Here is a 26,181-nt window from a genome sequence, read left to right on the forward strand (position 1 = left end):
CATCTCCTACTGCTTCAGCCGGTCAAGGCTGGCTTTGACCTGATCAAGACTGGGATCAAGCTTAAGCGCCTGCTCCCAGCTGGAGCGGGCTTCCGGCAACAGGCCCATCTTGTAATAAATACTGCCTTTTAATGCATGCGCCTGAGCTGAATCCGGTAAGTTATCGAGTGCCGCATTGGTTTCATCCAGTGCCTGCCAGTACTGCTTTTTATAAAACAGAGATTGGGCATTAAGGATGTGCTTGGTGGTATTTTCTACCTGCTGATTTTTAGTTTTTTCCTGTTGCTCTGCATTATCATTCAGTTTCTCATAAATTTTTTCAGCTTCATTGTCATCCGGATAATCGGTTGTATCCTCATTAATCTCAGATACTGCTTCGTCTTCTGATGCAACAGCCTTACCCGGAAGATCCATAATAAACTTCACATCGCTGTCACCGGCATCCAGTGTCAGCAGTACATCATAACCATCACCATAACGGTGAATATGCATCAGGCCATGCTGTTTTTTGGCTTGCTCAGCGATTTCAGATTTTTTCTGAGCATCTTCTTCTACAACCTCTGTTTCAGATACCCAGCCGGAATTACCGTATCCTTTAACGACTTCATTGGTTCGCTGATAGCTGCAGGCCGTCAGCAATAACAGAGTTGCCAGAGTCAGCATTCTGAACAGTGGGTTTATGTATCCTGTTGCTTTAAATGCCGCCATCAGAATCTTACCCCCAGCGTCAGGTCATAGCTTGAACCACCGAATTTTCCGACTTCTTCATAGCCCACCTTTTTATCCCAGCGGGCATCGCTCTCCGGTAAGTAAGTAACGCCGAAATCCATAAAACCGTCACTGAAAAACGGGAACTCAAAACCAAAGCGGAAAACCAATGAATTAGCATCGTTAAAGAATGCCTGCCCAATCCCCAGATACACCTTGGTATCAATTAACTTATCCATACTCGGAATATCGGCAATAATCCGTCCTTCGAGGTTAATACCCGATACATCAAATAAATCGGTATTGGAGAAGTTACGGAAGTATTCAATCGCCAGCGTGTACTCAAGGCTGTCATCAATACTGGTGGTTTCACGGCGACGAAGACCAAACACAGTAACACCGTTAACTTCTTCTGCGCTGTTGGTCGTCTGATTTTCACGGCTGCCATCAATTCCCCAGGCGCCTACCGTCAATTCATAATTTACAGAATCAAAGCCTTTTTCTTCCTGCTCCCGTGTGGTTTTCTTCGAGTACTCTTTCAGCCACAGAAGCTGATTATTACGCCCATCAACCATACGCAGATTAATCGTAAACTTTTCATCGTGAACCGATGCATTCCAGAAGATAAAAGCATCTGCCCGAACTTTTTTAGCCAGAGCACGAAGTGCCTGATTGGATTCTGCTGCGTGAGAGATTTCCAGCTTATCTGCACGCATAGCCACCTGTGTGGTGCGGCATTCGATGCACTGAATGACCTCAAAACGACCGCTTTCCATCACACGGTGCATTAACTTGTTTTCGATCATCAGATGCACCTGTTTGGGAATCTGACGATGCAGGCGATCGCCATTGTGATAGAGAGCAACGCGGCGGATATTGCTGTCCAGATCGATCAGCTCTTCCATCACCAGTGTTTTATCGTCATCCAGCAACTGCTCAAAGCCGGTATATAAAGAGGGGGCCTGAATATTTGATGAATCTTCGTTTTTATTGTCCGCACAGGCCAAAGAAGCGAACAATAGTGTGCTGACTGCAATCAGCAATGATCGGAACGGAGTCGGGGATTTCATTCAATTTCCTTGCGTCAGGAATCCTGATTTTTCTTCCCCCAGCTTAGTTCATATTTCAGGAACTGAAGTTGTAAGCAATGCTTATGCACTTTTAATTAACTACTGTTAAGCGAAATACCCGTCGTTTGTTCAGTTAATGCGCCAAATTTTTTACGGTAAAGACGGAAGATGAAATAAGAAATTCAGTTGTTGCTAAGCATTAGCGGGTCAGAGCTAAAAACATCTGCGCCAACTGACTTTTTTACGGCACGTATTAAAGAAAAATACGGCGAAAAACCATCAGATCGTTTTTGTTCGTACAGATATAAGAAAAAAGCGCAGAGCAGCGCTTTTGTCTTCTTATCCATGTTTTTGAACAACGGTTTCCAGCCATACCGCATAACCCGACGGCCGGGTTATGCGGTAATCAGACCGGACTGCGACGCTGTGTTTCGGCCACTTCACGGTCGGTCTGTGCAGCCAGGCGCAGGTCACGGGCTGAAATTCCCTGCACATCGTGGCTCCACCACAAAACCTCCAGCTTCCCCCAACTTAACGTCAGCTGTGGATGATGATTCTGCTGTTCAGCATGCACGGCAATACTGTTAGCCAGGTGCAGAGCCGCGCTGAAATTGTTCAGCGTTATGCTGCGCTGCAATGCCGGAACACCTGCAACCATAACAGGCGTCCAGTGCGGATGCTCTGCCAGCCAGCTCTGCAGTCGCGCGTCATCAATGCGGTCATCGCTCATCGTCTGTATCCTCAGGCGGAACATTCACATTAGCGGGAAAATCCGGCTTTGCAGAGTCTTTTCTGCGCCAACATCATTCATACGATGGCTTTACGACAGGCACAAAAAAAGGAGCCGGAGCTCCTTTTTTTGTAACCACTAACGCTGATCCGTCTGTATCAGACTTCGGTTGCGTTAATCTTGGCGTACCAGGTTTGCGGGCCGGTCTTATGTACCGACTCACCTTTGGTATCCACAGCTACGGTTACCGGCATATCTTCGACTTCAAATTCGTAGATAGCTTCCATGCCCAGATCATCAAAGCCAACAACCTTAGCGCCTTTGATCGCCTGAGATACCAGATAAGCAGCACCACCAACGGCCATCAGATACACAGCTTCGTTATCCTTAATGGCTTCGATGGCGATATCGCCACGCTCAGATTTACCGATCATGCCCAGCAGACCGGTTTTTTCCAGCACGGTACGGGTGAACTTATCCATACGGGTCGCAGTCGTCGGGCCAGCCGGACCAACCACTTCTTCGCGTACAGGATCAACCGGGCCCACGTAATAGATAAAGCGGCCTTTCAGATCGACCGGCAGCTCTTCACCTTTAGCGATCATATCGACCATACGCTTATGCGCCGCATCACGACCGGTCAGCATCTTGCCGGACAGCAATACGGTTTCACCGGTTTTCCAGTCTTTTACGTCTTCCGGAGTGATGGTGTCCAGATTCACACGGCGTACGGAATCACCCACTTCCCAGGTGATCTGTGGCCAGTCTTCCACTTTCGGCGCTTTGAGAACTGCCGGGCCGGAACCATCCAGCACAAAGTGAGTGTGACGGGTTGCCGCACAGTTAGGAATAATCGCCACCGGCTTGTTCGCCGCGTGAGTCGGGTAATCGGCCACTTTGATGTCCAGTACGGTGGTCAGACCACCCAGACCCTGCGCACCAATGCCCAGTTTGTTCACTTTTTCGAACAATTCCAGACGCAGTTCTTCCGCGCGGTTCTGTGCGCCACGGGCCTGCAGTTCCTGAATGTTGATTGGCTCCAGCAACGCTTCTTTGGCCAGCATCATGGCTTTTTCAGCGGTACCACCGATACCAATACCCAGCATACCCGGCGGACACCAGCCAGCACCCATTTTAGGTACCTGTTCCAGTACCCAATCAACGATGGAGTCAGACGGGTTCAGCATAGCGAACTTGGATTTGGCTTCGGAGCCACCGCCCTTCGCAGCCACATGCACGTCCACGGTATTACCCGGAACCAGCTTCATGTGGATGATGGCTGGCGTGTTGTCTTTGGTGTTGGCGCGTTTGCCATCCGGATCAGCCAGAACAGAGGCTCGCAGCACGTTGTCCGGGTGGGTGTAAGCGCGGCGTACGCCTTCGTTACACATATCTTCAACGCTCATGTCACCTTCGAACTTCACGTCCATACCAATGGTCAGGAACACGGTAACAATACCGGTGTCCTGACAGATCGGACGGTGGCCCATGGCACACATACGGGAGTTGATCAGAATCTGCGCCATGGCGTCTTTCGCAGCCTTGGACTCTTCGCGCTCATAGGCCGCATGCACGGCATCAATGAAGTCTTTCGGGTGATAGTACGAGATGTACTGCAGTGCATCAGCGACGCTCTGGATCAGGTCTTCTTGCTTGATCACAGTCATGACGGGTTCTCTCTCATAGGCTCGCGGGTGTAAAAACGCCCACGTCGGTGGGCGTTACAGTCGGCCTATTGTACCCCAACTACTGCCGGTCTAGAACGGCCACCATTCCTCGGCTTTAGTTCTAGGCTTGGCTTTGGCGCCGGATTCATCGACGGCACCGTCATCATCAGCGGAAGAACCATCGAAAACCTTATCGGCCATTTCTTCTTCTGCCACCGGACGCGGCTTCAGACGATCACGACCATGGTGAATCATTTTGGTTACCGGCAACTCTGACAGGGCAATACTTGGCGCCACCAGCTGTAAAGGGCCATCCCCGAGAGGGATATCTTCCAGATCCGGCTTCAGCGCTGGCGGGTCAATTTCGGAATAGCGCAGGTAATACACTTTGCCTGGCTTAACATCGAGCCTGAGCTGCGCCACGCGTTTGATAACAAACTCACCAACCCCTTCCAAGCCCAACAGGCCACGGCGAATAATAATATCGTACTCACCTGGCTCCATTTCATACCAGGTGTAACCGCCGCCCTTGATATTGAACAGACGCTCACCGTCAACATTGAAACTTGGGGTTTCCAGCTCATCCATCGACCATTGGGTCGCCGGGCGGTAAACATAGATCAGGGCCGTATTTTCGTAATCCCAACGGTAACCAACGGCTTTGAAATTCTGGCCATCCGGTTCGGAGACATACGAGCCGAAGCTGTCGCCGACGGATTGATGGATGGTGCATCCGCCCAGCAGCAATGAAAGCAGCACAGAAGAAAGACCAAGTGACACGATTCTTATCATTATTATTTTCCTGCCCGTGTTGGGTAAAAGCAGTACCTGACGACATACGGCGCCCACTCTGTAATGCTGTCTGCCGGAGCCTCGTGCCCGACAAAATTTACACCACAAAACCGGCTGGCCAGTGTACATAAAAAACTCAGCTTGCTATGATGACATAATTACAAAAAATAACAAAAACAAAAGGGGTCAACTCATGGAAAGATCCTGTTACATCACCGCCTGTATTCTGCTGACACTGACTGCTGCCCACACACAGGCTGCACCAGTGAATGAATCCTATTATTCCACGGACCTGGAAGATGCGGTTGCAGATGCCAAGCGCAATCCGGTTAACAGCGAGTATGTTGGCCGTTCCTGGTATAACCGCACCACATCAAAAAGCTTCCCTCTGCCTAAATTACTCAACACCGAAATGGATGCTGAAGTGGTTGAAGGTGCGATGGGCCCGACCGCTGCTGGTGAAGCGGCCGCGCTGGAAGCTCAGCAACCTGTGCGCGATATTGCTCAGGGACGCAAAAGTAAGCAGGAAACCCTGGCCGAAGCCAAGAAAAAGCAGGACAAGCCTGACGATGAGACCGTCGTTGAACGCTCTCAGGAAATCTACGTACGCGAAGCCCGCTCAGAAAACAGCCGTGTCACAGACATCCGCGCAACCGTGACCATCAAGGCCAGTTACAAGCCCTGAGCGTAACGGAGGTGATCATGAAAACAGTGATGACGGGCCTGTCAGGTATTCTTGCTGCCACGCTGAGTTTCTGCGCGGCGGCGGTTAATCCTCATGACGAGTACTACTCAAACGATATATTCACCGCCATCGAAGAAGCCAGGCAGCGCACCCACCATTACGATTACAGTCATGCACAGCGCTATAACCGCTCAACCTCGCAAAGCATTCAGTTTTCACGACTGCTGAATAAGGAGATGGCGCAAACGATTGTCAAAACCCCTGACAGCATTGACGTCGATCCGCATACCCAGAACACCGACAATCTGGACAGCGAAACACTGACTGCCCGCGACAGCGAGAAGATGCCGGCAATAGAAACCGCTCCCCTGTCCCTGCCAACCAACGTCAGCACCGGCGCCGCATCTGTGACCATTACCGTCCGTTAAACGCTGGCTTGCGCGGCCATCAGAGACGCACGGATCTTTCCCCGCAAAGGCACTGCAAGCTGCAGCAAAATACGGTCACGTAACCACAATGCTCTGACATCATCGGCTAACAGCGGCAGCAGCTCATCCTGACAAGCCAGTACATCCTCCAGCGCATCCAGAGCCGCCAGAGAATAATCCCGTGGCCGGGCAGAGAAGATATCGGCCAACCGCCCCGCCGCAGCGACCAGCGAATGCGTGTTGTCAGCATCAGCATTAGCCATTAGCCAACCACTGAATGCCAGTGCCACGTGCACATCTTCCCAGTAACGGAAGGGCTTGTTCAGCTGCTGATGGGCATGAAGGAAACGATAAGCAGAGGTAACAGTTACATTACTGAAGTGCACCGGCGTATGGGGAACATCCGGCAGAAAGGGCTGTTCTTTACGCGCCTCCAGAGGTTCAACCCCTGCCGCATCCGCCGTTACCTGCACACACACCAGATCATCAGCGCAGGCTGCAACAACATACAGCAGGTCGAGCCCACGGCGGGCCAGCATGACATGGGATTTTTCGCCATTCAGGCAGGAAGTTTGCTCATCAAAACGGGTCTGCATCTGCCGCAAAGAACGTAACCCGGCTTCAGAAATACAGAATGCCGCCCAGGCGTCGGCTGCAAGTTGTGGATCGAGCTGGCGCATTGCCGCCTGATAACCACAGAAAAATGCCGTTCCCGGCGTAGCCGCACGCTGACCATGCTGCCAGGCGACTTCAACGGATGTCAGGGTACGAAAAGAAGTGGCAAGTTCACGACGCAGCAGCGCCGCATCCTGCTCAAGAGACAGACGTGGTGCCGTGGCACCACGCTGACATAACGCGGACAGCGACATTACTGTGCGCTGCCACCCAGAGCGTTCTGGATACGATCCAGACGGATCTGAATATCTTCAATTTCCAGCTTCATATCGGCCAGGTTACCGCCAGCACCACTCTGACGCATCTTGGTCATTGCCGCTTCCAGAGACTGAATGGACTCAGTGTTCTGCGCCACCCGCAGCTCGGTTTCAGCCGGCATTGCCAGAACCTGAGCTTCGACCTTGGCAATCTTCTTCTTCATATCGGCGAGACTGGCATCCAGTTTTTTCTGCAACGCAGCATCGTTTGCCGCCAGAGCTTTCTGCTGTTTGTCATTACTGGCCTTCAGCTCTTTATCCAGACCGGCCAGCGATCCTTTTAACGCCGTAATGGCTTTTTCATTGCTGGCGATATCAGCCTTATTGCGCTTATTCGCCACATCCCACAGCTTACGGATTTCGGCATCGTGCTCTTTGATAATCACTTTCAGAGCATCCAGCGACAGGTTGGCATTCTCACCAGTAACCGACAGCTTTTCATTCAGCACATTAATATTGGCAGCCTGACTTTTCAGCAGGGTTTCAGCGTTGGCAAACTGCCCCTGCAGAGTCTGCAGCTGCATAAACAGAAAGCCTGCCAGCCCTCCCATTCCCAGAGCGACCACCAATGCCACAACAGCCAGCGTCTGTTTCTGCGCCGGAGCTGCTGCAAGCGCTGCTGCCGATGGGCCTGCTTTTGCTGCTGCAGCACGCTGAGCGGCAATACGGCGGGCCTGCAATTGTTTCTGGCGCAGAGCAATATCTTCCTGCGATGGCTTCATATCCGGCACCAGCGGTTCTTTTTCTTTATCCATTTTTTTGCCCCTACGAAAACGTCGTCATTATTATTGCGCCCAGTATAACGGCATCTGCCGTCAGTATAAATTCTGAACGCTGTTATTCTGTTCTGGCTGTCATACGCCTTGCCAAAGGCTTATAGCATGTAACAGAGACAGTCTGTTCAATACCCCTACAAACCGCATGAATAGCACCCCAAATACAGTGGTGCTATGATTCGGGCTCTAAAGAAGTTCTGCCGGTTTAGCATTGTAATGGCCGATCCTTACAGAGCTTTGATAATCCCGCAAGATATGCAACCCGACTCAGTAATGAATGGAGAGACACCATGGCATTTGAATTACCTGCCCTGCCGTACGCAAAAGACGCACTGGAACCGCACATTTCTGCCGAAACCCTGGATTTCCACCACGGTAAGCACCACAACACCTACGTGGTTAAGCTGAATGGTCTGATCGGTGGCACTGAGTTTGAAGGCAAAACTCTGGAAGAAATCATCAAAACCTCTTCCGGTGGCGTATTCAACAACGCAGCCCAGATCTGGAACCACACTTTCTACTGGAACAGCCTGAGCCCTAACGGCGGTGGCGAACCTACTGGCGCAGTAGCAGATGCTATCAACGCAGCATTCGGTTCTTTTGCTGATTTCCAGGCCAAGTTCAACGATATGGCTGTTAACAACTTCGGTTCAAGCTGGACCTGGCTGGTGAAAAAAGCTGACGGTACTCTGGATATTGTTAACACTTCCAACGCCGCCACTCCGATCACTGAAGGTCTGACTCCACTGATCACTGTTGACCTGTGGGAACACGCTTACTACATCGATTACCGCAATGTACGTCCTGATTACCTGAAAGGTTTCTGGGCTCTGGTTAACTGGGAATTCGCCAACGCGAACTTCGCTGCTTAATCGGCCTTTGTGGTAAAAAGAAAACCGGGTTTTTACCCGGTTTTTTTATATCCGCATAACTGTGAAAACGGTAAAACTATGAAGCTACTGCTCGCCTCCGGTTCACCCTACCGCCGCGAATTACTGACCCGCTTACGTATTCCTTTTGACTGCGCCAGCCCGGATATTGACGAAACACCATCAACAAACGAATCGCCGCAGGATTACGTCGCCCGTCTGGCGTACGAAAAAGCCCGGGCACTGGCCGCACAATATCCGCAGCACTGGATTATTGGCAGTGATCAGACCTGCGTATTGAATAACCAGATCTGCGGCAAGCCCGGCAACCACGACAACGCCATTGCACAACTGCAACGCGCCAATGGCCAGCGCGTCAGTTTTTATACCGGTCTGTGCCTGCTTAACAGTGACAGTGGCGAATATTATTCGCTGACCGAGCCTTTCCATGTGTATTTCCGCAATCTCAGCGAGGCAGAGATCGAACGTTATGTCGCACTCGAGCAGCCTTATGACTGCGCCGGCAGTTTTAAAGTGGAAGGGCTGGGCATTAATTTATTTGAAAAACTGGAAGGCCGTGATGGCACCAGCCTGATCGGTCTGCCATTAATCGGCCTGATTGATTTAATGCGCAAAGCCGGAATCAATCCACTGAAACTTGCTCAATAATTTAAAAGAGCGATAAATAAAAAGCCCCGTAAAACGGGGCTTTTTTATCGGTAACACTGCAGGTGTTGTTAATCTTTCTTACGATTACCCGGTAATCCCTGGAACAGTTTTTCCAGCTGGGCATCAACATCTTCCCGGCCCAGTTTATCCGACAGGCTGAATTCCCAGATGCCGTTGTATTTATCTTCCGTCAGCTTACGCGCAACGCCGGTATTGTTCACGATGGTCGGACGCAGGAACACCATCAGGTTGCTCTTCACCTGTGTCACCGACTTCGATTTAAACAACCAGCCCAGCAGGGGAATATCGCCCAGCAGTGGTACTTTACTTTCCACTTCACGGATATCGTCACGGATCAGACCACCCAGTACGATGGTTTCTTCGTTCTCTGACAAGATCATGGTCTTGATAGAGCGCTTGTTAGTAATCAGGTCCGCACTGCCATCAATAGTGGTCTGCGATACCGACTCAGCCGTCGCTTCCACTTCCAGGCGAATAGCTTCGCCATTATGAATATGCGGCTTAACTTTAAGAGAAATACCGACGTCTTTACGATCAATCGTGGTAAAGGGGTTGGTGTTGCTGCTTGAAGCCGTAGAGCCGGTACGGAAAGGAACGGTCTGGCCGACAATAATTTCTGCTTCCTGGTTATCCAGCGTCATGATGCTCGGCGTCGACAGCAGGTTGGTCAGACTGTTGCTGGCCAGCGCCTGCAAAATCACACCAAAATCCACTTCGCCGTTTACTTCATGATAACCACCAATGGTCAGGCCGCTGCCCAGGGCCGAAGCCGGATTACCGGTAGCAATGCCGGTAGCAATCGTACTCAGTGACGGGCCGGAATTAGAGAAGTTGGTGCCTGCCACCGGCGCATCCAGGTTACCGGTTGCCCACTGCACGCCCAGCGCATCGGTGATATCACCGGTAACTTCGACGATGGCCGATTCAATCAGCACCTGTGCACGGCGTACATCCAGCGCTGCCACCAGCTCTTCAATTTCTTTCATCAGTGATGGCTCAGCGCGAACCACCAGTGCGTTCAGCTCTTCATCGGCATGAATACCGGCTTTTCCTTTAGCTTGCGAGGCATCTTTATCAGCGGCAGAAGACGCGTCCGACAGCAGATTTTTCAGCAGCTCAGACAGTTTTTTCGCGTCAGCATACTGCAGGCGGATAACCTTGGCGCTGCCGGAAAAATACGATGGCTGATCAAGCTCTTCAATCAGTTTGCGGATACGTTCGCGGGCGCTTTTCTCACCTTTAATAATCAGACGATTGCTGCGCTCATCGGCCACCACACGGATAGAGCCGGCGGTATTTTCGTTAGCATTGGCAGCTGTACCCTGTGATACCTTGGCCGGATCGAGGCTCTGCAGCATGGTAACCACGTTACCAACCCAGGCTTCTTTCAGCTGGATCACTTCCAGCTCTTCACTGCCGGATTTATCCAGGCGGTCAATAATTTGCTCAATACGCTGAATGTTGGCGGCATGATCGGAAATAATCAGGGCATTGGCGGATTTCACCCCGGCCAGATGACCATATTTAGCCACCAGCGGACGCAGAATCGGCACCAGATCCAGCGCCGGGGTATTTTTAATCATGATGACTTTGGTCAGCAGTTCCTGACTGTCGACAGCGACGCTTTCATCCAGATCACGTCCCTGCTGTTTAACATCGTTCTGTTGCACAATCAGAATGACATCGCCGGCTGGTACAGCCACATAGCCCTGAACCTGCAACACCGATAAAAACAGCTCGTAAACGCCTTCTTTGTTCATCGCTTCGCTGGAAAGCACGTTTACTTTGCCTTTAACCCGCGGATCGATGACAAAACTTTTGCCGGTAATATCAGCGACCTGACTGATAAAGGCACCGATATCCGCTTCCTTCAGATTAATCTGCCAGCTGTCCTGCGCGGCCTGTGTTACGGCGCTGACCAACAGCATGATGACGAATGCCCACTGCTTTAACACACTCAATATCCTTTAATTAATCTTGTGATTAACAACAAAACGGCTGTTGCCACGCTGCACTTCAATGCGCGCGTTGCCTTCACTGCTTACCTGTTGCAATAACTGCTGATCGCTTTGCGGATCACCCAGCGCCTGGCCATTAACTGACAACACGATATCACCGGGTTGCATCTGCAAGGCTGTCAGCACCGATCCGGGCTGCACACGGTATCCCTGACCTGAGCCTATGGCTTCCAGCCCCATTTCCTGCATGGCGCCTTCCGCATCTCCGGCAACCTCTTCGGTAACCATATTCATAAATTCTGACGGACTGCGAACCTGCTTAAAACGCTCGCGCAGAGAACCACTGCGGTTAACCTCCGGGCGTGGCGCAGCAACCGCTCTGGCCGTGATACCGGCGGTGGATTCTTCGTCAAATTTCAGGGTTTCCAGCTTGCCGTTAGTGTCGAGGATGACTTTATCGTCATAGACACCGGCCAGACGTGTACGTCCCTGCACCGCATCACCGATGCGGTAAAACTCTCCCTGACCACCTTTCGGCGCAATGATGGCACTGGATGCTTCATTGCTGGTGCTGCGGGTCACACCCAGCAACTGCAGTCGCAGGCGTGTATCCGGAGCATCTACCTCTTTGGCAACAGCCTCAACAGGTTGTGCGGTAACATCCCCGAACAAATGATATTGGCCTGTCCCTGCCACTGTCCCGCCGTTCTGTGCATCACCGCGGGACTGCGATGGCGCCTTCAGCAGCAGCGGTTCCGGCGCCACAATCAGCCAGGTCAGATGCGCAAGCTGCCAGGATAACAGGACGGTCAGGGCTGTCTTCCCCAGCACCAGCGTCCAGCGCTGCCAGCTCATTAACTCAGCCACCTTGTCTGCCAAAACGTTCTTACTCCGTAAACGAAGCGCCCAAGGTTACAGAACCTTATGAGACACTTCAAAAATTACTGTTTCTTCTGTGGCTTCGGCTGGCCACTTCTGCCCTAACACATCCAGAAAGCGCCGGCGGATAGCGATCCCGCCCCAGCCGTCCTGCTGCATAAAGCCCTGGATTAATGCCTGGCCTTCCGTTGTTTCAATATTCAGCACGGCTTTTTCCGGTTCCATTCCCAGCGTGCCGATCAGCATTGGCATGGTTGCGCGGATAGGCTTGTTATCTACCGGGAAGCCAACCTCTCCTCCGCTGTACACCAGTCGGCCGGAGACATCGGAGAATTGCCGGGTCTGCAGATTCACACTGGCCAGCAGGCGGCTCAGTTCAAACTCGCCGGCAACCGACACCCGGTTGCGGGTCAGCAGCGGCTGGATTTTATCAGCATTGAGATAACCATCGGCACCGAGAATCTGCAATTGCTGATCGAGGCCAATACGGGCGGCGCTCTTTAAACGCACACCATCGCCCAGCACGCTTAAATCAAAATCAGCGCGGCCAGCCAGCAACGCCAGAGGGCTAAGCTGCCAGCGGGCATCGAGACTGCCCAGATCCCGCAGTTGCGGAACAGCAAAACGCAGACGTCCATCCCATAACGTGCCGGACACCTGCTCAATTTTTAACGGCAGACGTCCTGCCTGTGGCTCAACATAGCGCCAGACAAAATGCAGCGGTGTATTGATGACAAGAACAAAAATGAAGGTTAAAACGCCCAGCACTACAAACCAGCGGGCCGCCCAAATGGCTTTGAACATGGTATTTGTTGTTATCCCTGGAAATATCAGCGGGTCATTCTACTCAACGGGGGCGCCAAATCTAAAGGAGCAATGTGACATTACTGTAAAAAAGCCGGAGATTCTTGCAGAAACTCCGGCATCAGGCGTCAATTCCGGCGCTGCGACGGGGTTATTCCACCACGCCACAGCCCAATTCAGGCGTTATTCAGCTAAGGCAACACCTGCACTGCCACTCCCGTAGGTAAAGCTGGCCGATGTTATCTGCGGCTGATTGTCCCGCGCTTCGATGACAAAACGGTATTCTCCCCCAACCACCGGGTTATACCAGCGGCTTTCGTATTCCGCCATACCGTTGTCGCTGTCATCGAGATAACGCACTTCGATATCGTAGCCGTCATCGTGCACGGGTTCGCCATTGATCACCAGCTGTTGCCACTGATCACCGACTTTATGTTCAACACGCACCAGACGCTGATCAAAGGCTATCTGATCCGGGCCGAGATCCAGCCATTGTACTGCTACGTAGTTTTCTTCATTGGGCTCTTCAGCACTTACCTCATGCGGAAGCTGCAGCCACTCGCGCTTGCCGTTGCTGACAACAGCCTCCGGCAGGAAGTGGTTAACCTTCAGCTCATAACGCCATTCCGGTTTTAATTCCTGCACGCGGCCATTCTGCAGAAAATCCTGCGCCAGCGTACCCAGCTGTGCTGCCAGATAAGGCGTAGTGTACTGGCCATACAAGGTATGACCGCCTTCGTAATTCTGGCGGGAGTATTCTTCCGGCGTGGTGGTGTAGCCAAAATAACCGTTGGCGTTGCTGGCCACCCAGACGTATTTCACATCCTCACCGGCAGCAGCAAAAGTGTCACTGACGGCGGCCGAAATCCGGCGACCGGATTCAGTCGTGGTTTCAAACGGTAGCGGCAGAACCACCATGTCATTAATGCGCAGCAGCTGGAACATCACGGTATTCGGGAAGCTGTCTTTGGGCTCCAGCAGCGGCTGCAGGAAAGAGAACCCCAGATGGCGCTTGTTACCCTGACAACCATCTTTAAAGAACCACCAGCGACGCGCCATCACATTGCCACCATGGAAGAACGGAATCGCGCTCAGCCACGGCGTACGGCGTTCATAAGCACCGGCCGCTACGGTATTGCCCACCGCCGCATCATGACAGATTTCTACGTCACCAGCCTTGGTATGCTCACGGATATTCAACTCGCGCGCGGCGCTGGCCAGCTGAATATCGCTGCTCAGCTCTGAGCCCAGTGCTTCAAACAGACTGATGGCTTCACCACCGATGCCCTGACCCAGTTTTTTCGCGGCCTTCCAGTCGACATCGAAATGACCGAAGTAGTTATCACCATGTTCTTCCAGTGCCGGTGCCATATCGCCCTGAGTACCGGTGCTCAGCGCATGCACGACTGGCCAGGAGGTTTTGTAGCGGTCGCGGATTTTCCATTCCAGATCTTTCTGCGCGTAGGCAAACAGGTCTGCGTTATACACCTCAACCGGTACGCTCAGCGCCGTGGCGTGTACTGAAAAACTGGAGAAAGCACCCAGTGGTTTATATTTTCCGTCATCATCGCGCACATCCACCCGCACCATATACAGCGATGGGTTAACGGCCTCAAATTTAGCCTGCGGATCATCAAGCTCCACACCCTGTACATCGTTATTCAGCACATAAGAATCAAGGGAGCGGTTACGGTTGTAGCCGTAAATATCTTTTTTGCCGGTGGCGATTTTAGCCGGACGACGCGACTCATAAGCCTGAATAATGCCGGCACTGATACGACTGGCGGCAAATTCCAGAAAATCCGGTTCGAGCCACTGGCCACTGGACATATGCTTGTTATAAAAATCGTTATCAAAGAAATTCACCGGCGCCGAGTGGCTGTGGGAAGCCGTAATGGCAATATCACCCGGCTTGAGCCCGGTTTTTTCCGCCACCCGCGCGGCTACTTCATGCTGCAACAACAGCGAAGCAGCCGTCAGGTCGGTCTGCACCAGCGCCACTGACTGCCCTTTACCATCATTGATATACACCACCCGCGCCTTGATACGGGTACGGAAGCCCTGGCCACGGTTCGCCATCACCGAATAGCCACCCATCGGCATACCCGGCGGCGGCGTAATATCGACCGATACCGCACCTGCCGTCGGCACTTTTTCTGCCGCGATGCTATGAGCTGAAGGTTGCTGAACAAAAATTTCCTGAGTAGCTGCGCAGCCCGTCAGCGAGACGAACACCAACAGCGAGAGAAGAACACGCATGAGAACGACCTTTATTGTTATTGTCTGGCAATTGTGTACTTTTGTACCACACCCGCTTTAAGTGGTCACTATCCAAATCCGCCAGAGTCGATCGGTGGCTTATGCAGGGCACAACCCATGGCCTGAGCTGTTTCATCAGAGGAACAGTGAAATCGGTACATTTTTGATTTTTGTATCAAATTGTATCCATTATCATTCCGTTTTTGAGAACAGGACGTCCGGAGCCGTTATGCGTTTAACCCCCTTCATTCCCGCCCTGCTGGCCTTTGCCTCGGCACTCAGCATTGCTGCACCCCGAGATATCTATGACAGCGACCACAATGGTCTGATTGAAATCGAAGACCTGCAGGATCTGAATGAGATCCGCAATAACACATCGGCCGAACACCCGGCAGAAATTCAGGGCACCCACCTGTACGGTGCCAATGGCGGTTGTCCGGCCAGCGGCTGTAATGGCTACGAGCTGACCCGCAACCTGAATTTCGATACCAACAGCAATGGCCGCTTCGATGAGGGGGATCAGTTCTGGAATGAAGGCAAAGGCTTTGAGCCGATTGGTAACTGGAACCTGAAATTTATTGCGCAATTCAACGGCAATGGCTTCGGAATATACAACCTCAACATCCAGCGGCCAGGCCAGTCTTTTGCATCCCTCTTTGGATATGCCGAACAATCCTACATCCACAGTTTAAAGCTGACCGCAGATCTGGCAACCGGTAAGGAATCCGGTGCATTACTTGGTTATGGCTGGGAGACACGGGTTGAAAATATTCAGGCTGATGTGCGGGTTTCGTCCCCGGGGCATGAGTATATCGGTGGTTTGATTGGCGTGGCAGATAACATGCTGCTGAGTAATATTCGCCTGAAAGCGGTAATACAAAGTGGCGATAAAAGCGGTGGGATGGTCGGACAAATGCAGGACTCTACTCTGAACAAAAGCGCGCTGTTTATCAGAATCAGTGGAAACAAAACGGTCGGAGGCCTGACTGGCACGACCAGCGATAGCGAAATACACGATGTATTTGTCGCCACACAGGTAAACGCCGATGTTTGGGCTGCAGCACTAAGTGGCGGTTCATCTGACAGCCAATACCAGAATATCCGGACATCGGGTCAGGTCACCATTGCTGATAGCAAGTACGCTACCGCAGGTGGCGTCGTCTCCTCGACCCAGAATGATATTTTCAAAAATATTCTGGTGACCGTTGCTCTGCCACCAGACAGCGAAACACAGCGTTTTATCGGAGCTTTATTCGCCAGCCGGGATAATTCGAAAGAGCAGCAGGTTTACTGGGCCAGCGATTACGCTGGACGGCATGATTCCAGTGCCCGGGGATATAGTTATGAGCAACACTTCGACCTGATTGATCTGCGTTGTACTTCCCCCACTCACAATTGCAATGGTTTGCAGCTGACACATTTTAATGACACAAACTGGGACTTCGGCTCGACGGATAATTTACCTACAATCAAACTGGTATCGGGTATTTACCGCGATGATAACGCTGACGGTGAAGTAGAAAACTGGCCTCAGCTTTCCATGCCAACCGATCCTGATCCAACAGAACCAGGCAAAAAATCCGGCTCCTCCGGTGGCGCCCTGATCTGGCTACTGGCACTGGCTGCGGTTGCCCGTCGTCGCCGTTAATTATTGCCAGGCAGTCACAACTCCCTTGCCCAGGCAGACTTCAGGGCAAGGGACGCTCTCCGCGTACCAGCTTCTCTTTTTCCGCCTTAGGCAGTTTTTTTACCCGCATTTCCGCTCGCAATGCATCACCATGAGCACCTACCGCCGTCTGATAAACCAGCGCCAGAGGTCCGCGGCCACGCAGCGCGCGCGCGGTTTTAGCGCCATTGGCGCAATGTTCGGCGAAGCGCCGCTCAACATCAGTACTGATACCACAATACAGCTGACCACTGGCCATACGAACCAGATACAGGCTCCAGCAGGGGGAAGAATCCGCAGGCACGTTAATCCTCAGACAGACAGAGCCTGTACAGTCTGATTTAACAGGCCCGGAAAAAAACCCGTATCATACGCAGCTCTCACCCAAACCATAAATAAGTTGTAACGCTATGCATGCTGTTTTCCGTGATCCCATCAGTGGCCTGACCCATCTGGCCGGCGCTGTTTTTGCCATTGTCGCCCTCTGTATTCTCGCCGCTCAGGCTGCCATGTACGGCGGTGTCTGGCATATGGTGTCCTTTATGATTTTTGGTGCCACGCTGCTGCTGATGTTTGCCAGCAGCACGGTGTATCACATGATCCATGCTTCAGAAGAAGTCATTCAGTGGCTGAAGCGCATCGATCATATGGCGATTTTTCTGCTGATTGCCGGCACTTACACACCGATTTGTCTGGTGCCACTGCACGGCAGCAGCGGCTGGTGGTTATTTGGCGTGGTCTGGGGACTGGCACTGACCGGTGTCATTCTTAAACTGGTATGGATCAGCGCACCACGCTGGTTCTCCACCGTCATTTATGTGCTGATGGGCTGGCTGGTGGTGTTTGTTTATCCGCTGCTCGACCAGATTCCCGCTGGCGCACTGGAATGGATTACGTACGGCGGCCTGAGCTACACCATTGGTGCGGTGGTCTACGCCACCAAATGGCCAAACCCCTGGCCGAAATGGTTTGGCTTCCACGAAATCTGGCATTTATTTGTGATTGGCGGTGGCTTCTGTCACTTCTGGGCCATTGCCTTTCATCTGGCCAAGGTACCTGTCTAAAGGCACCGGTTAAAAGCACGGATTAAAACCAGCCATTAAAAAAAGGCGACGTTAAAGCAACGCATGAACGATATTACCGACCCGCTGTTTATCAGCCACAGCGTCAGCATTCCCTGGTCTGACATCGATATGACCGCGATACGCGCCCAGGGCGCCGGCGGTCAGAACGTGAATAAAGTGTCCAGCGCCATTCATCTGCGTTTTAACGTTCAGGCATCCAACCTGCCGGAATTTTATAAAGAAAAACTGCTGGAACTGCGTGATCAGCGCATCACTCAGGACGGCGTTATTATTATCAAGGCGCAGCAATACCGTACTCAGGAACAGAACCGGCTGGATGCCCTGACCCGCTTACAGCAATTAATTCAGAGTGTGAGTAAAGTTCAGGCCAAACGCATCGCCACCCGTCCGACCCGTTCTGCGAAAAAGAAACGGGTCGACAGTAAAACCAAACGCGGTGCGATTAAAAATATGCGCGGCAAGGTGAAGGATTACTGAGAATTACAAATGCCCATCAGAAAAAAACTGCCGCCAGGCAAAGGCCCCTGGGAGTTCCTGCTCAATATAGTCAGCAAAGTGCTGCTCTTGGTTACCGCGCTCTATGCCATATCCTGGATTCTTCCCAGCCGCTGGCCAGTAATCGGCTTTGCCCTGCTGCTGGTCAGCCTGATTATTGCCCATCAGGAGCTGCTCCGGCTTGGACGCTGGCTGGATAAAAAAGCCACCGAGCGCTTCACCCGCCCTGGTCGCTAGCAGGCATAAAGATTAAGCCCGCGCTTTGCGCACCAGGTCGTAAGCGGTCTGGATTTCCTGGGTTTTTTCTTTCGCCAGTTTCATCATTTCTTCCGGTAAACCTTTGGCCACCAGCTTGTCGGGATGATGCTGACTCATTAAACGGCGGTAGGCTTTTTTCAGTTCATCGTCCGTTGCCTCAGGAGTAACGCCCAGCACGGTGTAGGCATCGCGCAACTGACTTTGTGGCTGCACACCCGGCCGCGACTGCTGCTGGCGCTGACCGGCACCGCGCATCGCCGCCTGCACCCGGCCATTAATCCATTCAAACTGAAAAGCACCGATATCCAGCGCGCGGCAGATGCGGTCAAACAAACGCCGCTCTTCAATCGACAGGCGACCATCGGCATAAGCCACACTGAGCTGAATTTCGAGAAACATCTGCGCCAGTCCGGCACGCTGGGCGAACAGCTCACGCAGCCGGTTCAGATCCGGCATTAAATCCACATCCGGGTCTTTGCCTTCGGTAAAAAACTGAATGGCATTATTACGCTGCGGCCCGGTCAGCCCCATCTGATCCATGATATGGCTGGCGGCATCAATTTCCTGCTCGCTGACCCGGCCGTCGGCCTTGGCCAGCCTTCCCATCACACGAAAAGTCGCGCGGAAGAACACCTGCTGCACCTGTGCCCGTTCGTTGCGACTGCCAGAAGCCGCTGAGGGCTCGTGGCCGAGCAACACCTTCCCCAGTGTCTGATCAAACAGATGCCCGGCAAAGGCGCCGACCAGCAAACCAAAAGGGCCGCCGCTGAACAGGCCAATCACCGCGCCCATGGCTTTACCAAACCAGAAATTCATAAAGCCGTCGTCCGCAGATAATCATCCAGTTCTGCCAGTCGCTGTGGCGTACCGACATCCACCCAGCGCTGGCGCAAATGAGTGCCGCCCACACGGCCGGCGTCCATTGCCCGGCGCAGTAACGGTGCCAGCGGAAAAGCCCCCGCTTCCTGAGCGTCAAACAATTGTGGCCGCAACACACTCAGACCACTGAACGTCAGGCGATCGTGGTGAATATTCCCGCCACTCAGAACCCGACCATCACGCAGGGCAAAATCACCGGCGGGATTATGATCCGGGTTATCCACCAGCCATAAATGCGCCAGATCATTTGCCAGTGAAACCTGCAGCGCCTGCCGGTAATCCCAGTCGGTCCAGACATCACCGTTAACCAGCAAAAACGGCTCCTGCCCTGTTGCGGTTAATAATGGCAAGGCCTGCAGAATACCGCCGCCGGTTTCCAGCGCACTGGCCTCCGGCGAATACTGAATCTGTGCACCAAAGGCCGAGCCATCGCCCAGCTGTTGCTCCAGCATATGGCCACGCCAGGCGTGATTGATCACCAGCCCGGTAATGCCAGCGGCCACCAGTTTTTCGATATGGTGAACAATCAGCGCTTTACCCGCCAGCGGCAACAGCGGTTTGGGGCAGTTATCGGTCAGCGGCGCCATCCGGGTGCCGCGACCGGCGGCGAGAATCATGGCTTTCATTCAGCGCTGCTGTCACGACGCTGGTCAGTACCCGCAGCCGGCAGTTTATCCAGCTGCGGGATAAAGACCTCAGCCAGCCACTGATGGAAGGCGGCACATTCTTCATAACGGCCACTGATTTCCAGCAGGTACTGACAGGTGTTAGGAATATCCGCCAGATAACCGCTCTTACCGTCACGCAGATTCAGCCGCGCAAAAATACCGGCGGCCTTTAAATGACGCTGCATTCCCATAAAATCGAAATCGCGCTGGAACTGGTTCCATTCGCCCAGATAAATACCGAGCGGACGTGCCTGCTGCCAGTAAGACGCGGCCAGCTCATCAACCAGCGCCGCCGGCCAGCGCACATAACAGTCACGCAGCAGAGACACCAGGTCGTAGGTGGCCGGACCTGCTACTGCATCCTGAAAATCAATCACACCGAGCGAACCGTCAGCGCGCAGCATCAGATTGCGTGAATGATAATCGCGGTGCACAGCCACCACCGGTTGCGCCAGCGCATTGGCTTTTAATAAGGCAAAGGTGTCGGCCAGCAGCTGTTCTTCAGCACTGCTCAGTGTCATACCCAGCTGCTGCACGCAGAGCCAGTCGCGGAACAGCGCCATTTCCTGATCAAGCAGTGCCGCATCGTAAGGTGGCAGATTATCGGCCGGTAAATCCTGAATATGCAGCAACTGGGTAATGGCCTGTTCATACAGCCCCTGTACCGTCGCGCTGCTGACACCGTCAGCATGCAGCGCCGGCCACAGCATCTGGTCGCCGAAGTCTTCCAGCAGCATAAAGCCCTGGTCAAAGTCGTATGCCAGCACCTTAGGTACGGCCACATCGTGTTTGTACCAGGCCTGCGCGATACGCACAAAACGCGGGTTGTCTTCTTTATCGGCCGGCGCATCAACTGCAATCCAGCTGTGGTTCAAACAGCGCAGACGAAAATAGCGCCGGAAGCTTGCGTCTCCGGATACCATGTCCATTTCTGCGGTCACATCAAAATCGGAATGCTGGCGAATCATCGCCACCGCCCATTGAGCGAGATTGTCCCGCCGCTGATCCATGCTGGCCTCTCAGGGTTAGTCGTTCTAGAATTGGGCGCCTTGCGCGGCACCCCGGTTAATAAGTTACTGTGCGCGTTAAGATAACATACTCAATATGGATAGGCGCTACAGCCGCTCATGACTCAGATTTGTCCTTACATTCAGCGCCTGGTTCCCTTTTTCCTGCGCCCCGCCGCCCGCTTCAGCAAAGCTCTGCTGCCTGCTCCGCTGCTGGCAGGATCTGTACTCAGTGCTCTGGCCATTATGCCCGTACAGGCAGAAGAACAGGCCAGCGCCGCGCCGGTCATTAACACCAGCACGCATCCACTGAGCTGGTACGACCGCGCCGAACTGACAGCAGAAGAGCAACAGGCTCTGCCGGAATTCTGCAGTGGTAATTACCGTATTCCCGCGATTACGCCACTGGACTCAGAGCGGATCGAAGCGGAAGCCGACAGCTCCACCCTGAATAAAAACGGCGACACCGAGATGAGCGGTGATGTGCTGCTGCAACAGCAAGACCGTCTGCTGCGTGCCGACCGTGCCAGCTGGTACCAAAGCCGGGGTTACGGCGAGTTTCATGGCAACGTGTCACTGCAGGCCCCTCAGGTTGTGCTGCAGGGTGAATCGGCCAGCATCAGCCAGAGTGATGGCGAAGTGCATTTTTACGAAGCCGAATATTCCGTACCGGAGCGTCATTTCCGTGGCTCCGCCGGCCATATCGAAACCCTAGAAGCCGGCCAGATTAATTTAACCGACGCCACCTTCACCTTCTGTGAGCCCGGCCAGAACGACTGGGATCTGGCGGCCAGTGAACTGCACCTCGACCAGAACAAAGGCATCGGCAGCGCCTGGCATACCCGTGTACGCGTGGCCGAAGTACCGGTGCTGTATATTCCTTATTACCGCTTCCCGATCGGCGACCAGCGCATGACCGGTTTTCTCGATCCGAAATTCACCCTGAATGAATATGCTCAGGCGGAAGATATTCAGTTGCCGTTTTACTGGAACATTGCCGCCAATGCCGACACCACCATCGTGCCGCATCATATCCTCGACCGCGGCATGCTGTGGGAAAGCCAGTTCAGACACAAAACCCGCTGGTTTGGTGACGGCGAACTGAACTACGGCTACCTCAATAAAGACGCTACCGAAGGCGAAGAACGCTGGCTGGTGAATTATCAGCAATCCGGTGAACTCGGCGCTGGCTGGCAGCACCGCTGGGTATACAACAACATCAGCGACAAAGATTACCTCAGCGATATGCGTCCGACTGCGGCCATCGACCGCACCACCCACCTGCCACGCCGCGGGGAAATTCTCTGGGATCAGAACAGCTGGCATTTTGATATTACCGCCGAGAGTTTCCAGACCATCGACGAAACCATCGCCCTCGGTAACCGTCCCTACCGCCGTCTGCCACAGCTGAACCTGAGTTATCAGCCACTGGTGATCAATGCCCTGCAGATTCAGCAACGCCTGCAGGCCACCCGTTTTACCCGCGAAGACGAAGCCATTATTAACGACAGCGAACAAACCCTCAGCGGCTTTGCCGCCCTCAACGGTGACCGCCTGCTGTCCGACACCAGCATTGCCTACCCGCTGGAATGGCCATTTGGTTTTCTCCTCCCCAAGGCCGAATTCCGCCAGCGCAGCTATAAACTGACCAACGCCGACGACACGCTCACCGACCCCAAGCTGGACGTCAGCCAGGGAACCGGCCGCTACAGTGTCGATGCCGGTCTGTTTTTTGAGCGCGAATTCGACTGGTTCGGCAGCGACTATCAGCAGACACTGGAGCCGCGCCTGTTCTGGGTGAAAAGCCCGTATCTGGCCGGGCAGGATCAGATTCCTAATTTCGACAGCACCAAAACCACCGTCACCTACGCCAGCCTGTTTAACGGCGACCGTTTTACCGGTGGCGACCGCCTGGCCGACCTTGATCAGGTCAGCGCCGGTCTGACCACGCGCTTTATCCGCGATGACGGTCTGGAACAATTCCGCGCCAGCGTCGGTCGTATCTGGTACAACCAGGACCGTCTGGTACAGCTGAACGGCAGCACCGTGCCTGACGCGGATACTCAGGCCACATCCAGTACGCTGGGCGAAGTGGAATGGAACCCGGATGAAAAGTGGTCGCTGTACCACACGCTGGAATGGGACACCTACGAAGACTTTGCCCGTCAGCGTCGTTATGGTGTGCGCTTTGAAGGGTTGAATAACCGCTTCCTGAACCTTGCCACCAACACGGTGCAAAGTTACAACAACACAACCGACAAAGTGCTGACCAGCACCAAGCAGCTGGATGCGGGCTTCTTCTGGTCGCTGACCGACCGCTGGGCACTGGTTGGACGCCAGCTGCGCGATTTGCGCTCTTATGACAGCAACAGCACCGAGAAAAAGCCGGTCAGCCCGGTGCTCGAATCCCTGGCCGGTCTCGAGTACCAGAACTGCTGCTGGCGGGTACAGATGCTGTACCGCGAAACATCGCCCAAAGATACCGATGCTGATGCCGAATTCAGCACCGACAAACGCTACGGCTTTATGCTCAGCATTCAGCTCAAAGGTCTCGGCAGCTTCGGCAGTGGCACCGACGAAATTATCAGTGAAGGCATAACCGGATACTCAAGACGACAATACCATGACTATTAAAACCCTCCTGCTCAGCAGTATTTTTGCCCTGGCAAGTCAGCACGCGCTGGCTGCTCCGGTACCCATTGATGAAGTGGTCGCCGTTGTCGATGACGACATCCTGATGGCCAGTGAACTGACTGAACGCATTGACAGCGTAAAACGCCAGAATGCCGGTGGCGCTCTGCCGCCGGCCGATGTGCTGCGTGCTCAGGTGCTGGAGCGCATGATTCTGGAAAGCATTCAGCTGCAGATGGCTGACCGCGGCGGTATCCGTATCAGCGATGCTCAGCTGAACGAAGCATTGGGACGCATTGCTGCACAGAACAATATGACGCTGCCGCAATTCCAGAAAGCGATGGAAAAAGAAGGTGTGTCCTTTGCCAGCGCCCGCCAGCAGATTCTGAATGAAATGCGCATATCCCGCGTACAACGCTTTCAGGTCGGTGAGCGTATTCAGATCACCGATCAAGATGTCGATTACTTCCTCGCCTCCGATCTGGGCAAAATGGCTTCCGCCGCGGAATACAATCTGGGCCACATCCTGATTGCCGTGCCTTCTGAAGCCTCACCGGCCGATCTGCAGGCCGCCGCTAAAAAAGCCGAAATGCTGGTGAAGAAACTGCGTAATGGCGCCGATTTCCGCCAGATGGCCATTGCTGAATCCAGTGGCCGTACCGCCCTCGATGGCGGTGATCTGGGCTGGCGTAAAGAAGCCCAGCTGCCGGGCATCTTCGCCCCGGTGGCACCTAAGCTGCAGGTGGGTGGCATTTCCGATCCGATCAAAAGCGCCAGCGGTTATCACATCATCAAGCTTAAAGATAAACGCGGTGGCAACACCCAGTTGATTACCCAGACCAAAACCCGCCATATCCTGATCCGCACCAACGAGGTACGCGACCAGCAGCAGGCAGAAGAGCTGATTAATCAGCTGTATCAGCGCCTGCAGGCCGGCGAAGACTTTGCCGCTCTGGCACAGGAATTCAGCGATGACCCGGGCAGCGGCGCCAGTGGCGGTGATCTGGGCTGGGTGAATCCGGGCGATATGGTGCCGGAATTCGATGCCACCATGCAGCAGACCGGTGCCGGAAAAATCAGCGCGCCATTCGAGAGCCAGTTCGGCTGGCACATTCTGCAGGTTGAAGACCGTCGCCAGACCGATGTTGGCGCCGAGAACCAGCGCAATCAGGTGCGCCAGATGCTGTACGGCCGCCGCTTTGAAGAAGAGCTGCCAATCTGGCTGCGTAAAATCCGCTCCGAAGCCTATGTTGATATCAAGGAGCGTCCATGACGCTGCGCCTGGCCATTACCGCCGGAGAGCCTGCAGGCATTGGTCCGGATCTGTGTATTCAGATTGCACAACAGCCACATAGCTGCGAACGCGTCGTTATTGCCGACCCGGATCTGTTAATGCAGCGCGCAGAGCAGCTTGGCCTGCCACTGCGCCTGCGAGAGTTTGACCCGGCTGCTGAAGCCATTGCCAGCGCCGCCGGCGAGCTGACCGTCTGTCCGGTCAGTCTGCGTGCTCCGGTACGTGCCGGACAGCTCGACAAAGCCAACAGCGCCTATGTGCTGGAAACCCTGCGCGTCGCCGTACAGGGCGCACTGGATAAACACTGGGCCGGTATGGTGACCGCCCCGGTGCACAAAGGCATTATCAATGACGCCGGCATCGCCTTCAGTGGTCATACCGAATACTTCCGCGACTACTGTGGCGTTGAAGAAGTGGTGATGATGCTGGCCACCAGCGATCTGCGTGTGGCTCTGGTAACCACTCATTTACCACTGCGCGCCGTCGCCGATGCCATCACCCCGGATCGCATCAAACGCGTCACCCGTATTCTGCATCACGATCTGCAAACCTTCTTTGGTGTCGCCAAACCGCGCATTCTGGTTGCCGGTCTGAATCCGCATGCCGGAGAAGATGGCCATCTTGGCCGTGAAGAGCTGGATATTATTATTCCGACCCTTGAGCAGCTGCGCGATGAAGGCATGGATCTGATTGGCCCACTGCCCGCCGATACCCTCTATACTCCCAAGCATCTGCAACAGGCGGACGCAACCCTGGCCATGTATCACGATCAGGGCCTGCCGGTGCTCAAGTTTCACGGCTTCGGCCGCGCCGCCAATATAACCCTGGGACTTCCCGTAATCCGGACTTCGGTCGATCATGGTACGGCGCTCGATCTTGCCGCTACCGGACAGGCTGACAGCGGCAGCCTGCTGACCGCCATCGAAGTCGCACTGCAAATGGCAAACTGAC

The 26,181-nt window shown here is 53.7% G+C and carries 26 protein-coding genes; 11 read left to right on the top strand and 15 right to left on the bottom strand.

Annotated features, from left to right (window positions below):
• Window positions 1-6: 6 nt before the first annotated feature.
• The 5 genes from MT343_RS15575 to MT343_RS15595 form a co-directional block, all read right to left on the bottom strand.
• Window positions 7-663, bottom strand: coding sequence for a tetratricopeptide repeat protein (locus tag MT343_RS15575; protein ID WP_186435763.1), 657 nt, complete (start codon window positions 661-663; stop codon window positions 7-9).
• Between the two features lie 44 nt (window positions 664-707).
• Entirely contained in the window at window positions 708-1,778 is a 1,071-nt protein-coding gene (locus tag MT343_RS15580) for a hypothetical protein (protein ID WP_186435764.1), read from the bottom strand.
• Window positions 1,779-2,184: 406 nt separating this feature from the next.
• Window positions 2,185-2,508, bottom strand: coding sequence for a 4a-hydroxytetrahydrobiopterin dehydratase (locus tag MT343_RS15585; protein ID WP_186435765.1), 324 nt, complete (start codon window positions 2,506-2,508; stop codon window positions 2,185-2,187).
• 158 nt (window positions 2,509-2,666) lie between these two features.
• The gene (locus MT343_RS15590; protein ID WP_145466391.1) at window positions 2,667-4,175 is read right to left on the bottom strand and encodes a fumarate hydratase; all 1,509 of its coding nucleotides are present in this window, start codon (window positions 4,173-4,175) and stop codon (window positions 2,667-2,669) included.
• A 90-nt stretch (window positions 4,176-4,265) separates the two neighbouring features.
• Window positions 4,266-4,967: a DUF2846 domain-containing protein gene (locus MT343_RS15595; protein ID WP_186435766.1), complete on the bottom strand. Its 702-nt coding sequence runs from the start codon at window positions 4,965-4,967 to the stop codon at window positions 4,266-4,268.
• A 193-nt stretch (window positions 4,968-5,160) separates the two neighbouring features.
• On the opposite strand from MT343_RS15595, the gene MT343_RS15600 reads away from it, so the two are divergent.
• Both MT343_RS15600 and MT343_RS15605 read left to right on the top strand, forming a co-directional pair.
• Window positions 5,161-5,652, top strand: coding sequence for a hypothetical protein (locus tag MT343_RS15600; RefSeq protein ID WP_145466393.1), 492 nt, complete (start codon window positions 5,161-5,163; stop codon window positions 5,650-5,652).
• Window positions 5,653-5,669: 17 nt separating this feature from the next.
• On the top strand, window positions 5,670-6,080 hold the full coding sequence (locus MT343_RS15605; protein ID WP_225693073.1) for a hypothetical protein: 411 nt from the start codon (window positions 5,670-5,672) through the stop codon (window positions 6,078-6,080).
• Here MT343_RS15605 and MT343_RS15610 read toward each other — a convergent pair.
• On the bottom strand, window positions 6,077-6,949 hold the full coding sequence (locus tag MT343_RS15610) for a hypothetical protein (protein ID WP_145466394.1): 873 nt from the start codon (window positions 6,947-6,949) through the stop codon (window positions 6,077-6,079). The two genes, MT343_RS15605 and MT343_RS15610, sit on opposite strands and share 4 nt — an antisense overlap.
• A complete protein-coding gene (locus MT343_RS15615; protein WP_145466395.1) occupies window positions 6,949-7,767 on the bottom strand; it encodes a hypothetical protein in 819 nt (272 codons plus the stop codon). The genes MT343_RS15610 and MT343_RS15615 overlap by 1 nt, the downstream gene beginning before the upstream one ends.
• A 311-nt stretch (window positions 7,768-8,078) precedes the next feature.
• Here MT343_RS15615 and sodB point away from each other — a divergent pair, with 311 nt between their 5' ends.
• Together sodB and MT343_RS15625 are read left to right on the top strand one after the other, a co-directional pair.
• Window positions 8,079-8,660 carry a superoxide dismutase [Fe] gene (gene sodB / locus MT343_RS15620; RefSeq protein ID WP_145466396.1) on the top strand — a complete coding sequence of 194 codons (582 nt, stop codon included), beginning with the start codon at window positions 8,079-8,081 and terminating at the stop codon, window positions 8,658-8,660.
• 78 nt (window positions 8,661-8,738) lie between these two features.
• The gene (locus MT343_RS15625) at window positions 8,739-9,326 is read left to right on the top strand and encodes a Maf family protein (protein ID WP_145466397.1); all 588 of its coding nucleotides are present in this window, start codon (window positions 8,739-8,741) and stop codon (window positions 9,324-9,326) included.
• A 68-nt stretch (window positions 9,327-9,394) separates the two neighbouring features.
• Here the strand turns inward: MT343_RS15625 and gspD are convergent, their stop codons facing one another.
• From gspD to MT343_RS15645, 4 genes are all read right to left on the bottom strand, one after another.
• Window positions 9,395-11,302 carry a type II secretion system secretin GspD gene (gene gspD, locus MT343_RS15630; RefSeq protein ID WP_145466398.1) on the bottom strand — a complete coding sequence of 636 codons (1,908 nt, stop codon included), beginning with the start codon at window positions 11,300-11,302 and terminating at the stop codon, window positions 9,395-9,397.
• A gap of 12 nt (window positions 11,303-11,314) precedes the next feature.
• Window positions 11,315-12,160 (bottom strand): type II secretion system protein N, encoded by an 846-nt coding sequence (locus tag MT343_RS15635; protein ID WP_145466399.1) that lies wholly within the window; start codon window positions 12,158-12,160, stop codon window positions 11,315-11,317.
• Window positions 12,161-12,217: 57 nt separating this feature from the next.
• A complete protein-coding gene (gene gspN, locus MT343_RS15640; RefSeq protein WP_145466400.1) occupies window positions 12,218-12,988 on the bottom strand; it encodes a type II secretion system protein N in 771 nt (256 codons plus the stop codon).
• 183 nt (window positions 12,989-13,171) lie between these two features.
• Window positions 13,172-15,247, bottom strand: coding sequence for a neutral/alkaline non-lysosomal ceramidase N-terminal domain-containing protein (locus tag MT343_RS15645; protein ID WP_145466401.1), 2,076 nt, complete (start codon window positions 15,245-15,247; stop codon window positions 13,172-13,174).
• Window positions 15,248-15,476: 229 nt separating this feature from the next.
• Here MT343_RS15645 and MT343_RS15650 point away from each other — a divergent pair, with 229 nt between their 5' ends.
• Window positions 15,477-16,895, top strand: a complete 1,419-nt coding sequence (locus MT343_RS15650; RefSeq protein ID WP_145466402.1) for a hypothetical protein — start codon at window positions 15,477-15,479, stop codon at window positions 16,893-16,895.
• A 40-nt stretch (window positions 16,896-16,935) separates the two neighbouring features.
• Here the strand turns inward: MT343_RS15650 and MT343_RS15655 are convergent, their stop codons facing one another.
• A complete protein-coding gene (locus tag MT343_RS15655; RefSeq protein ID WP_145466403.1) occupies window positions 16,936-17,217 on the bottom strand; it encodes a GIY-YIG nuclease family protein in 282 nt (93 codons plus the stop codon).
• Between the two features lie 106 nt (window positions 17,218-17,323).
• On the opposite strand from MT343_RS15655, the gene trhA reads away from it, so the two are divergent.
• The 3 genes from trhA (at window position 17,324) to MT343_RS15670 (ending at window position 18,730) form a co-directional block, all read left to right on the top strand.
• Window positions 17,324-17,977, top strand: a complete 654-nt coding sequence (trhA, locus tag MT343_RS15660) for a PAQR family membrane homeostasis protein TrhA (protein WP_145466404.1) — start codon at window positions 17,324-17,326, stop codon at window positions 17,975-17,977.
• A 63-nt stretch (window positions 17,978-18,040) separates the two neighbouring features.
• Window positions 18,041-18,475, top strand: a complete 435-nt coding sequence (arfB, locus tag MT343_RS15665; protein ID WP_145466405.1) for an alternative ribosome rescue aminoacyl-tRNA hydrolase ArfB — start codon at window positions 18,041-18,043, stop codon at window positions 18,473-18,475.
• 9 nt (window positions 18,476-18,484) lie between these two features.
• Entirely contained in the window at window positions 18,485-18,730 is a 246-nt protein-coding gene (locus MT343_RS15670) for a hypothetical protein (protein ID WP_145466406.1), read from the top strand.
• Window positions 18,731-18,742: 12 nt separating this feature from the next.
• On the opposite strand, the gene djlA is transcribed toward MT343_RS15670, so the two are convergent.
• The 3 genes from djlA to MT343_RS15685 are packed head-to-tail and all read right to left on the bottom strand — an operon-like array spanning window position 18,743 to window position 21,308.
• A complete protein-coding gene (gene djlA, locus MT343_RS15675) occupies window positions 18,743-19,567 on the bottom strand; it encodes a co-chaperone DjlA (RefSeq protein WP_145466407.1) in 825 nt (274 codons plus the stop codon).
• Window positions 19,564-20,256 carry an N-acetylmuramate alpha-1-phosphate uridylyltransferase MurU gene (gene murU, locus MT343_RS15680; protein WP_145466408.1) on the bottom strand — a complete coding sequence of 231 codons (693 nt, stop codon included), beginning with the start codon at window positions 20,254-20,256 and terminating at the stop codon, window positions 19,564-19,566. The genes djlA and murU overlap by 4 nt, the downstream gene beginning before the upstream one ends.
• Window positions 20,253-21,308, bottom strand: a complete 1,056-nt coding sequence (locus MT343_RS15685; protein WP_145466409.1) for an aminoglycoside phosphotransferase family protein — start codon at window positions 21,306-21,308, stop codon at window positions 20,253-20,255. Before MT343_RS15685 ends, murU begins: the two co-directional genes overlap by 4 nt.
• Before the next feature lie 117 nt (window positions 21,309-21,425).
• On the opposite strand from MT343_RS15685, the gene MT343_RS15690 reads away from it, so the two are divergent.
• Genes MT343_RS15690 through pdxA form a run of 3 tightly spaced genes read left to right on the top strand, consistent with a single transcriptional unit; the run spans window position 21,426 to window position 26,180 of the window.
• On the top strand, window positions 21,426-23,939 hold the full coding sequence (locus MT343_RS15690; RefSeq protein WP_145466410.1) for an LPS-assembly protein LptD: 2,514 nt from the start codon (window positions 21,426-21,428) through the stop codon (window positions 23,937-23,939).
• The gene (locus MT343_RS15695; RefSeq protein WP_145466411.1) at window positions 23,929-25,209 is read left to right on the top strand and encodes a peptidylprolyl isomerase; all 1,281 of its coding nucleotides are present in this window, start codon (window positions 23,929-23,931) and stop codon (window positions 25,207-25,209) included. Before MT343_RS15690 ends, MT343_RS15695 begins: the two co-directional genes overlap by 11 nt.
• Window positions 25,206-26,180: a 4-hydroxythreonine-4-phosphate dehydrogenase PdxA gene (pdxA, locus tag MT343_RS15700; protein ID WP_145466412.1), complete on the top strand. Its 975-nt coding sequence runs from the start codon at window positions 25,206-25,208 to the stop codon at window positions 26,178-26,180. Before MT343_RS15695 ends, pdxA begins: the two co-directional genes overlap by 4 nt.
• The last annotated feature ends 1 nt before the right edge of the window (window position 26,181 follow it).

Origin of the sequence: Venatorbacter sp. C2-1 (assembly GCF_022832715.1) — a bacterium.
Taxonomy (GTDB): Bacteria; Pseudomonadota; Gammaproteobacteria; order Pseudomonadales; family Oceanobacteraceae; genus Venatoribacter; species Venatoribacter alkanivorans.

Bases quoted from the DNA above. Each gene is read 5' to 3' on its own strand.
- MT343_RS15650 (WP_145466402.1), top strand. From the start codon at position 15,477: ATGCGTTTAACCCCCTTCATTCCCGCCCTGCTGGCCTTTGCCTCGGCA.
- MT343_RS15610 (WP_145466394.1), bottom strand. From the start codon at position 6,949: ATGTCGCTGTCCGCGTTATGTCAGCGTGGTGCCACGGCACCACGTCTG.
- MT343_RS15585 (WP_186435765.1), bottom strand. From the start codon at position 2,508: ATGAGCGATGACCGCATTGATGACGCGCGACTGCAGAGCTGGCTGGCA.
- MT343_RS15605 (WP_225693073.1), top strand. From the start codon at position 5,670: ATGAAAACAGTGATGACGGGCCTGTCAGGTATTCTTGCTGCCACGCTG.
- MT343_RS15645 (WP_145466401.1), bottom strand. From the start codon at position 15,247: ATGCGTGTTCTTCTCTCGCTGTTGGTGTTCGTCTCGCTGACGGGCTGC.
- MT343_RS15670 (WP_145466406.1), top strand. From the start codon at position 18,485: ATGCCCATCAGAAAAAAACTGCCGCCAGGCAAAGGCCCCTGGGAGTTC.
- trhA (WP_145466404.1), top strand. From the start codon at position 17,324: ATGCATGCTGTTTTCCGTGATCCCATCAGTGGCCTGACCCATCTGGCC.
- MT343_RS15580 (WP_186435764.1), bottom strand. From the start codon at position 1,778: ATGAAATCCCCGACTCCGTTCCGATCATTGCTGATTGCAGTCAGCACA.
- pdxA (WP_145466412.1), top strand. From the start codon at position 25,206: ATGACGCTGCGCCTGGCCATTACCGCCGGAGAGCCTGCAGGCATTGGT.
- MT343_RS15685 (WP_145466409.1), bottom strand. From the start codon at position 21,308: ATGGATCAGCGGCGGGACAATCTCGCTCAATGGGCGGTGGCGATGATT.
- sodB (WP_145466396.1), top strand. From the start codon at position 8,079: ATGGCATTTGAATTACCTGCCCTGCCGTACGCAAAAGACGCACTGGAA.
- gspN (WP_145466400.1), bottom strand. From the start codon at position 12,988: ATGTTCAAAGCCATTTGGGCGGCCCGCTGGTTTGTAGTGCTGGGCGTT.
- MT343_RS15615 (WP_145466395.1), bottom strand. From the start codon at position 7,767: ATGGATAAAGAAAAAGAACCGCTGGTGCCGGATATGAAGCCATCGCAG.
- MT343_RS15600 (WP_145466393.1), top strand. From the start codon at position 5,161: ATGGAAAGATCCTGTTACATCACCGCCTGTATTCTGCTGACACTGACT.
- MT343_RS15625 (WP_145466397.1), top strand. From the start codon at position 8,739: ATGAAGCTACTGCTCGCCTCCGGTTCACCCTACCGCCGCGAATTACTG.
- MT343_RS15590 (WP_145466391.1), bottom strand. From the start codon at position 4,175: ATGACTGTGATCAAGCAAGAAGACCTGATCCAGAGCGTCGCTGATGCA.
- MT343_RS15575 (WP_186435763.1), bottom strand. From the start codon at position 663: ATGCTGACTCTGGCAACTCTGTTATTGCTGACGGCCTGCAGCTATCAG.
- murU (WP_145466408.1), bottom strand. From the start codon at position 20,256: ATGAAAGCCATGATTCTCGCCGCCGGTCGCGGCACCCGGATGGCGCCG.
- djlA (WP_145466407.1), bottom strand. From the start codon at position 19,567: ATGAATTTCTGGTTTGGTAAAGCCATGGGCGCGGTGATTGGCCTGTTC.
- arfB (WP_145466405.1), top strand. From the start codon at position 18,041: ATGAACGATATTACCGACCCGCTGTTTATCAGCCACAGCGTCAGCATT.
- MT343_RS15635 (WP_145466399.1), bottom strand. From the start codon at position 12,160: ATGAGCTGGCAGCGCTGGACGCTGGTGCTGGGGAAGACAGCCCTGACC.
- MT343_RS15695 (WP_145466411.1), top strand. From the start codon at position 23,929: ATGACTATTAAAACCCTCCTGCTCAGCAGTATTTTTGCCCTGGCAAGT.
- MT343_RS15690 (WP_145466410.1), top strand. From the start codon at position 21,426: ATGACTCAGATTTGTCCTTACATTCAGCGCCTGGTTCCCTTTTTCCTG.
- MT343_RS15595 (WP_186435766.1), bottom strand. From the start codon at position 4,967: ATGATAAGAATCGTGTCACTTGGTCTTTCTTCTGTGCTGCTTTCATTG.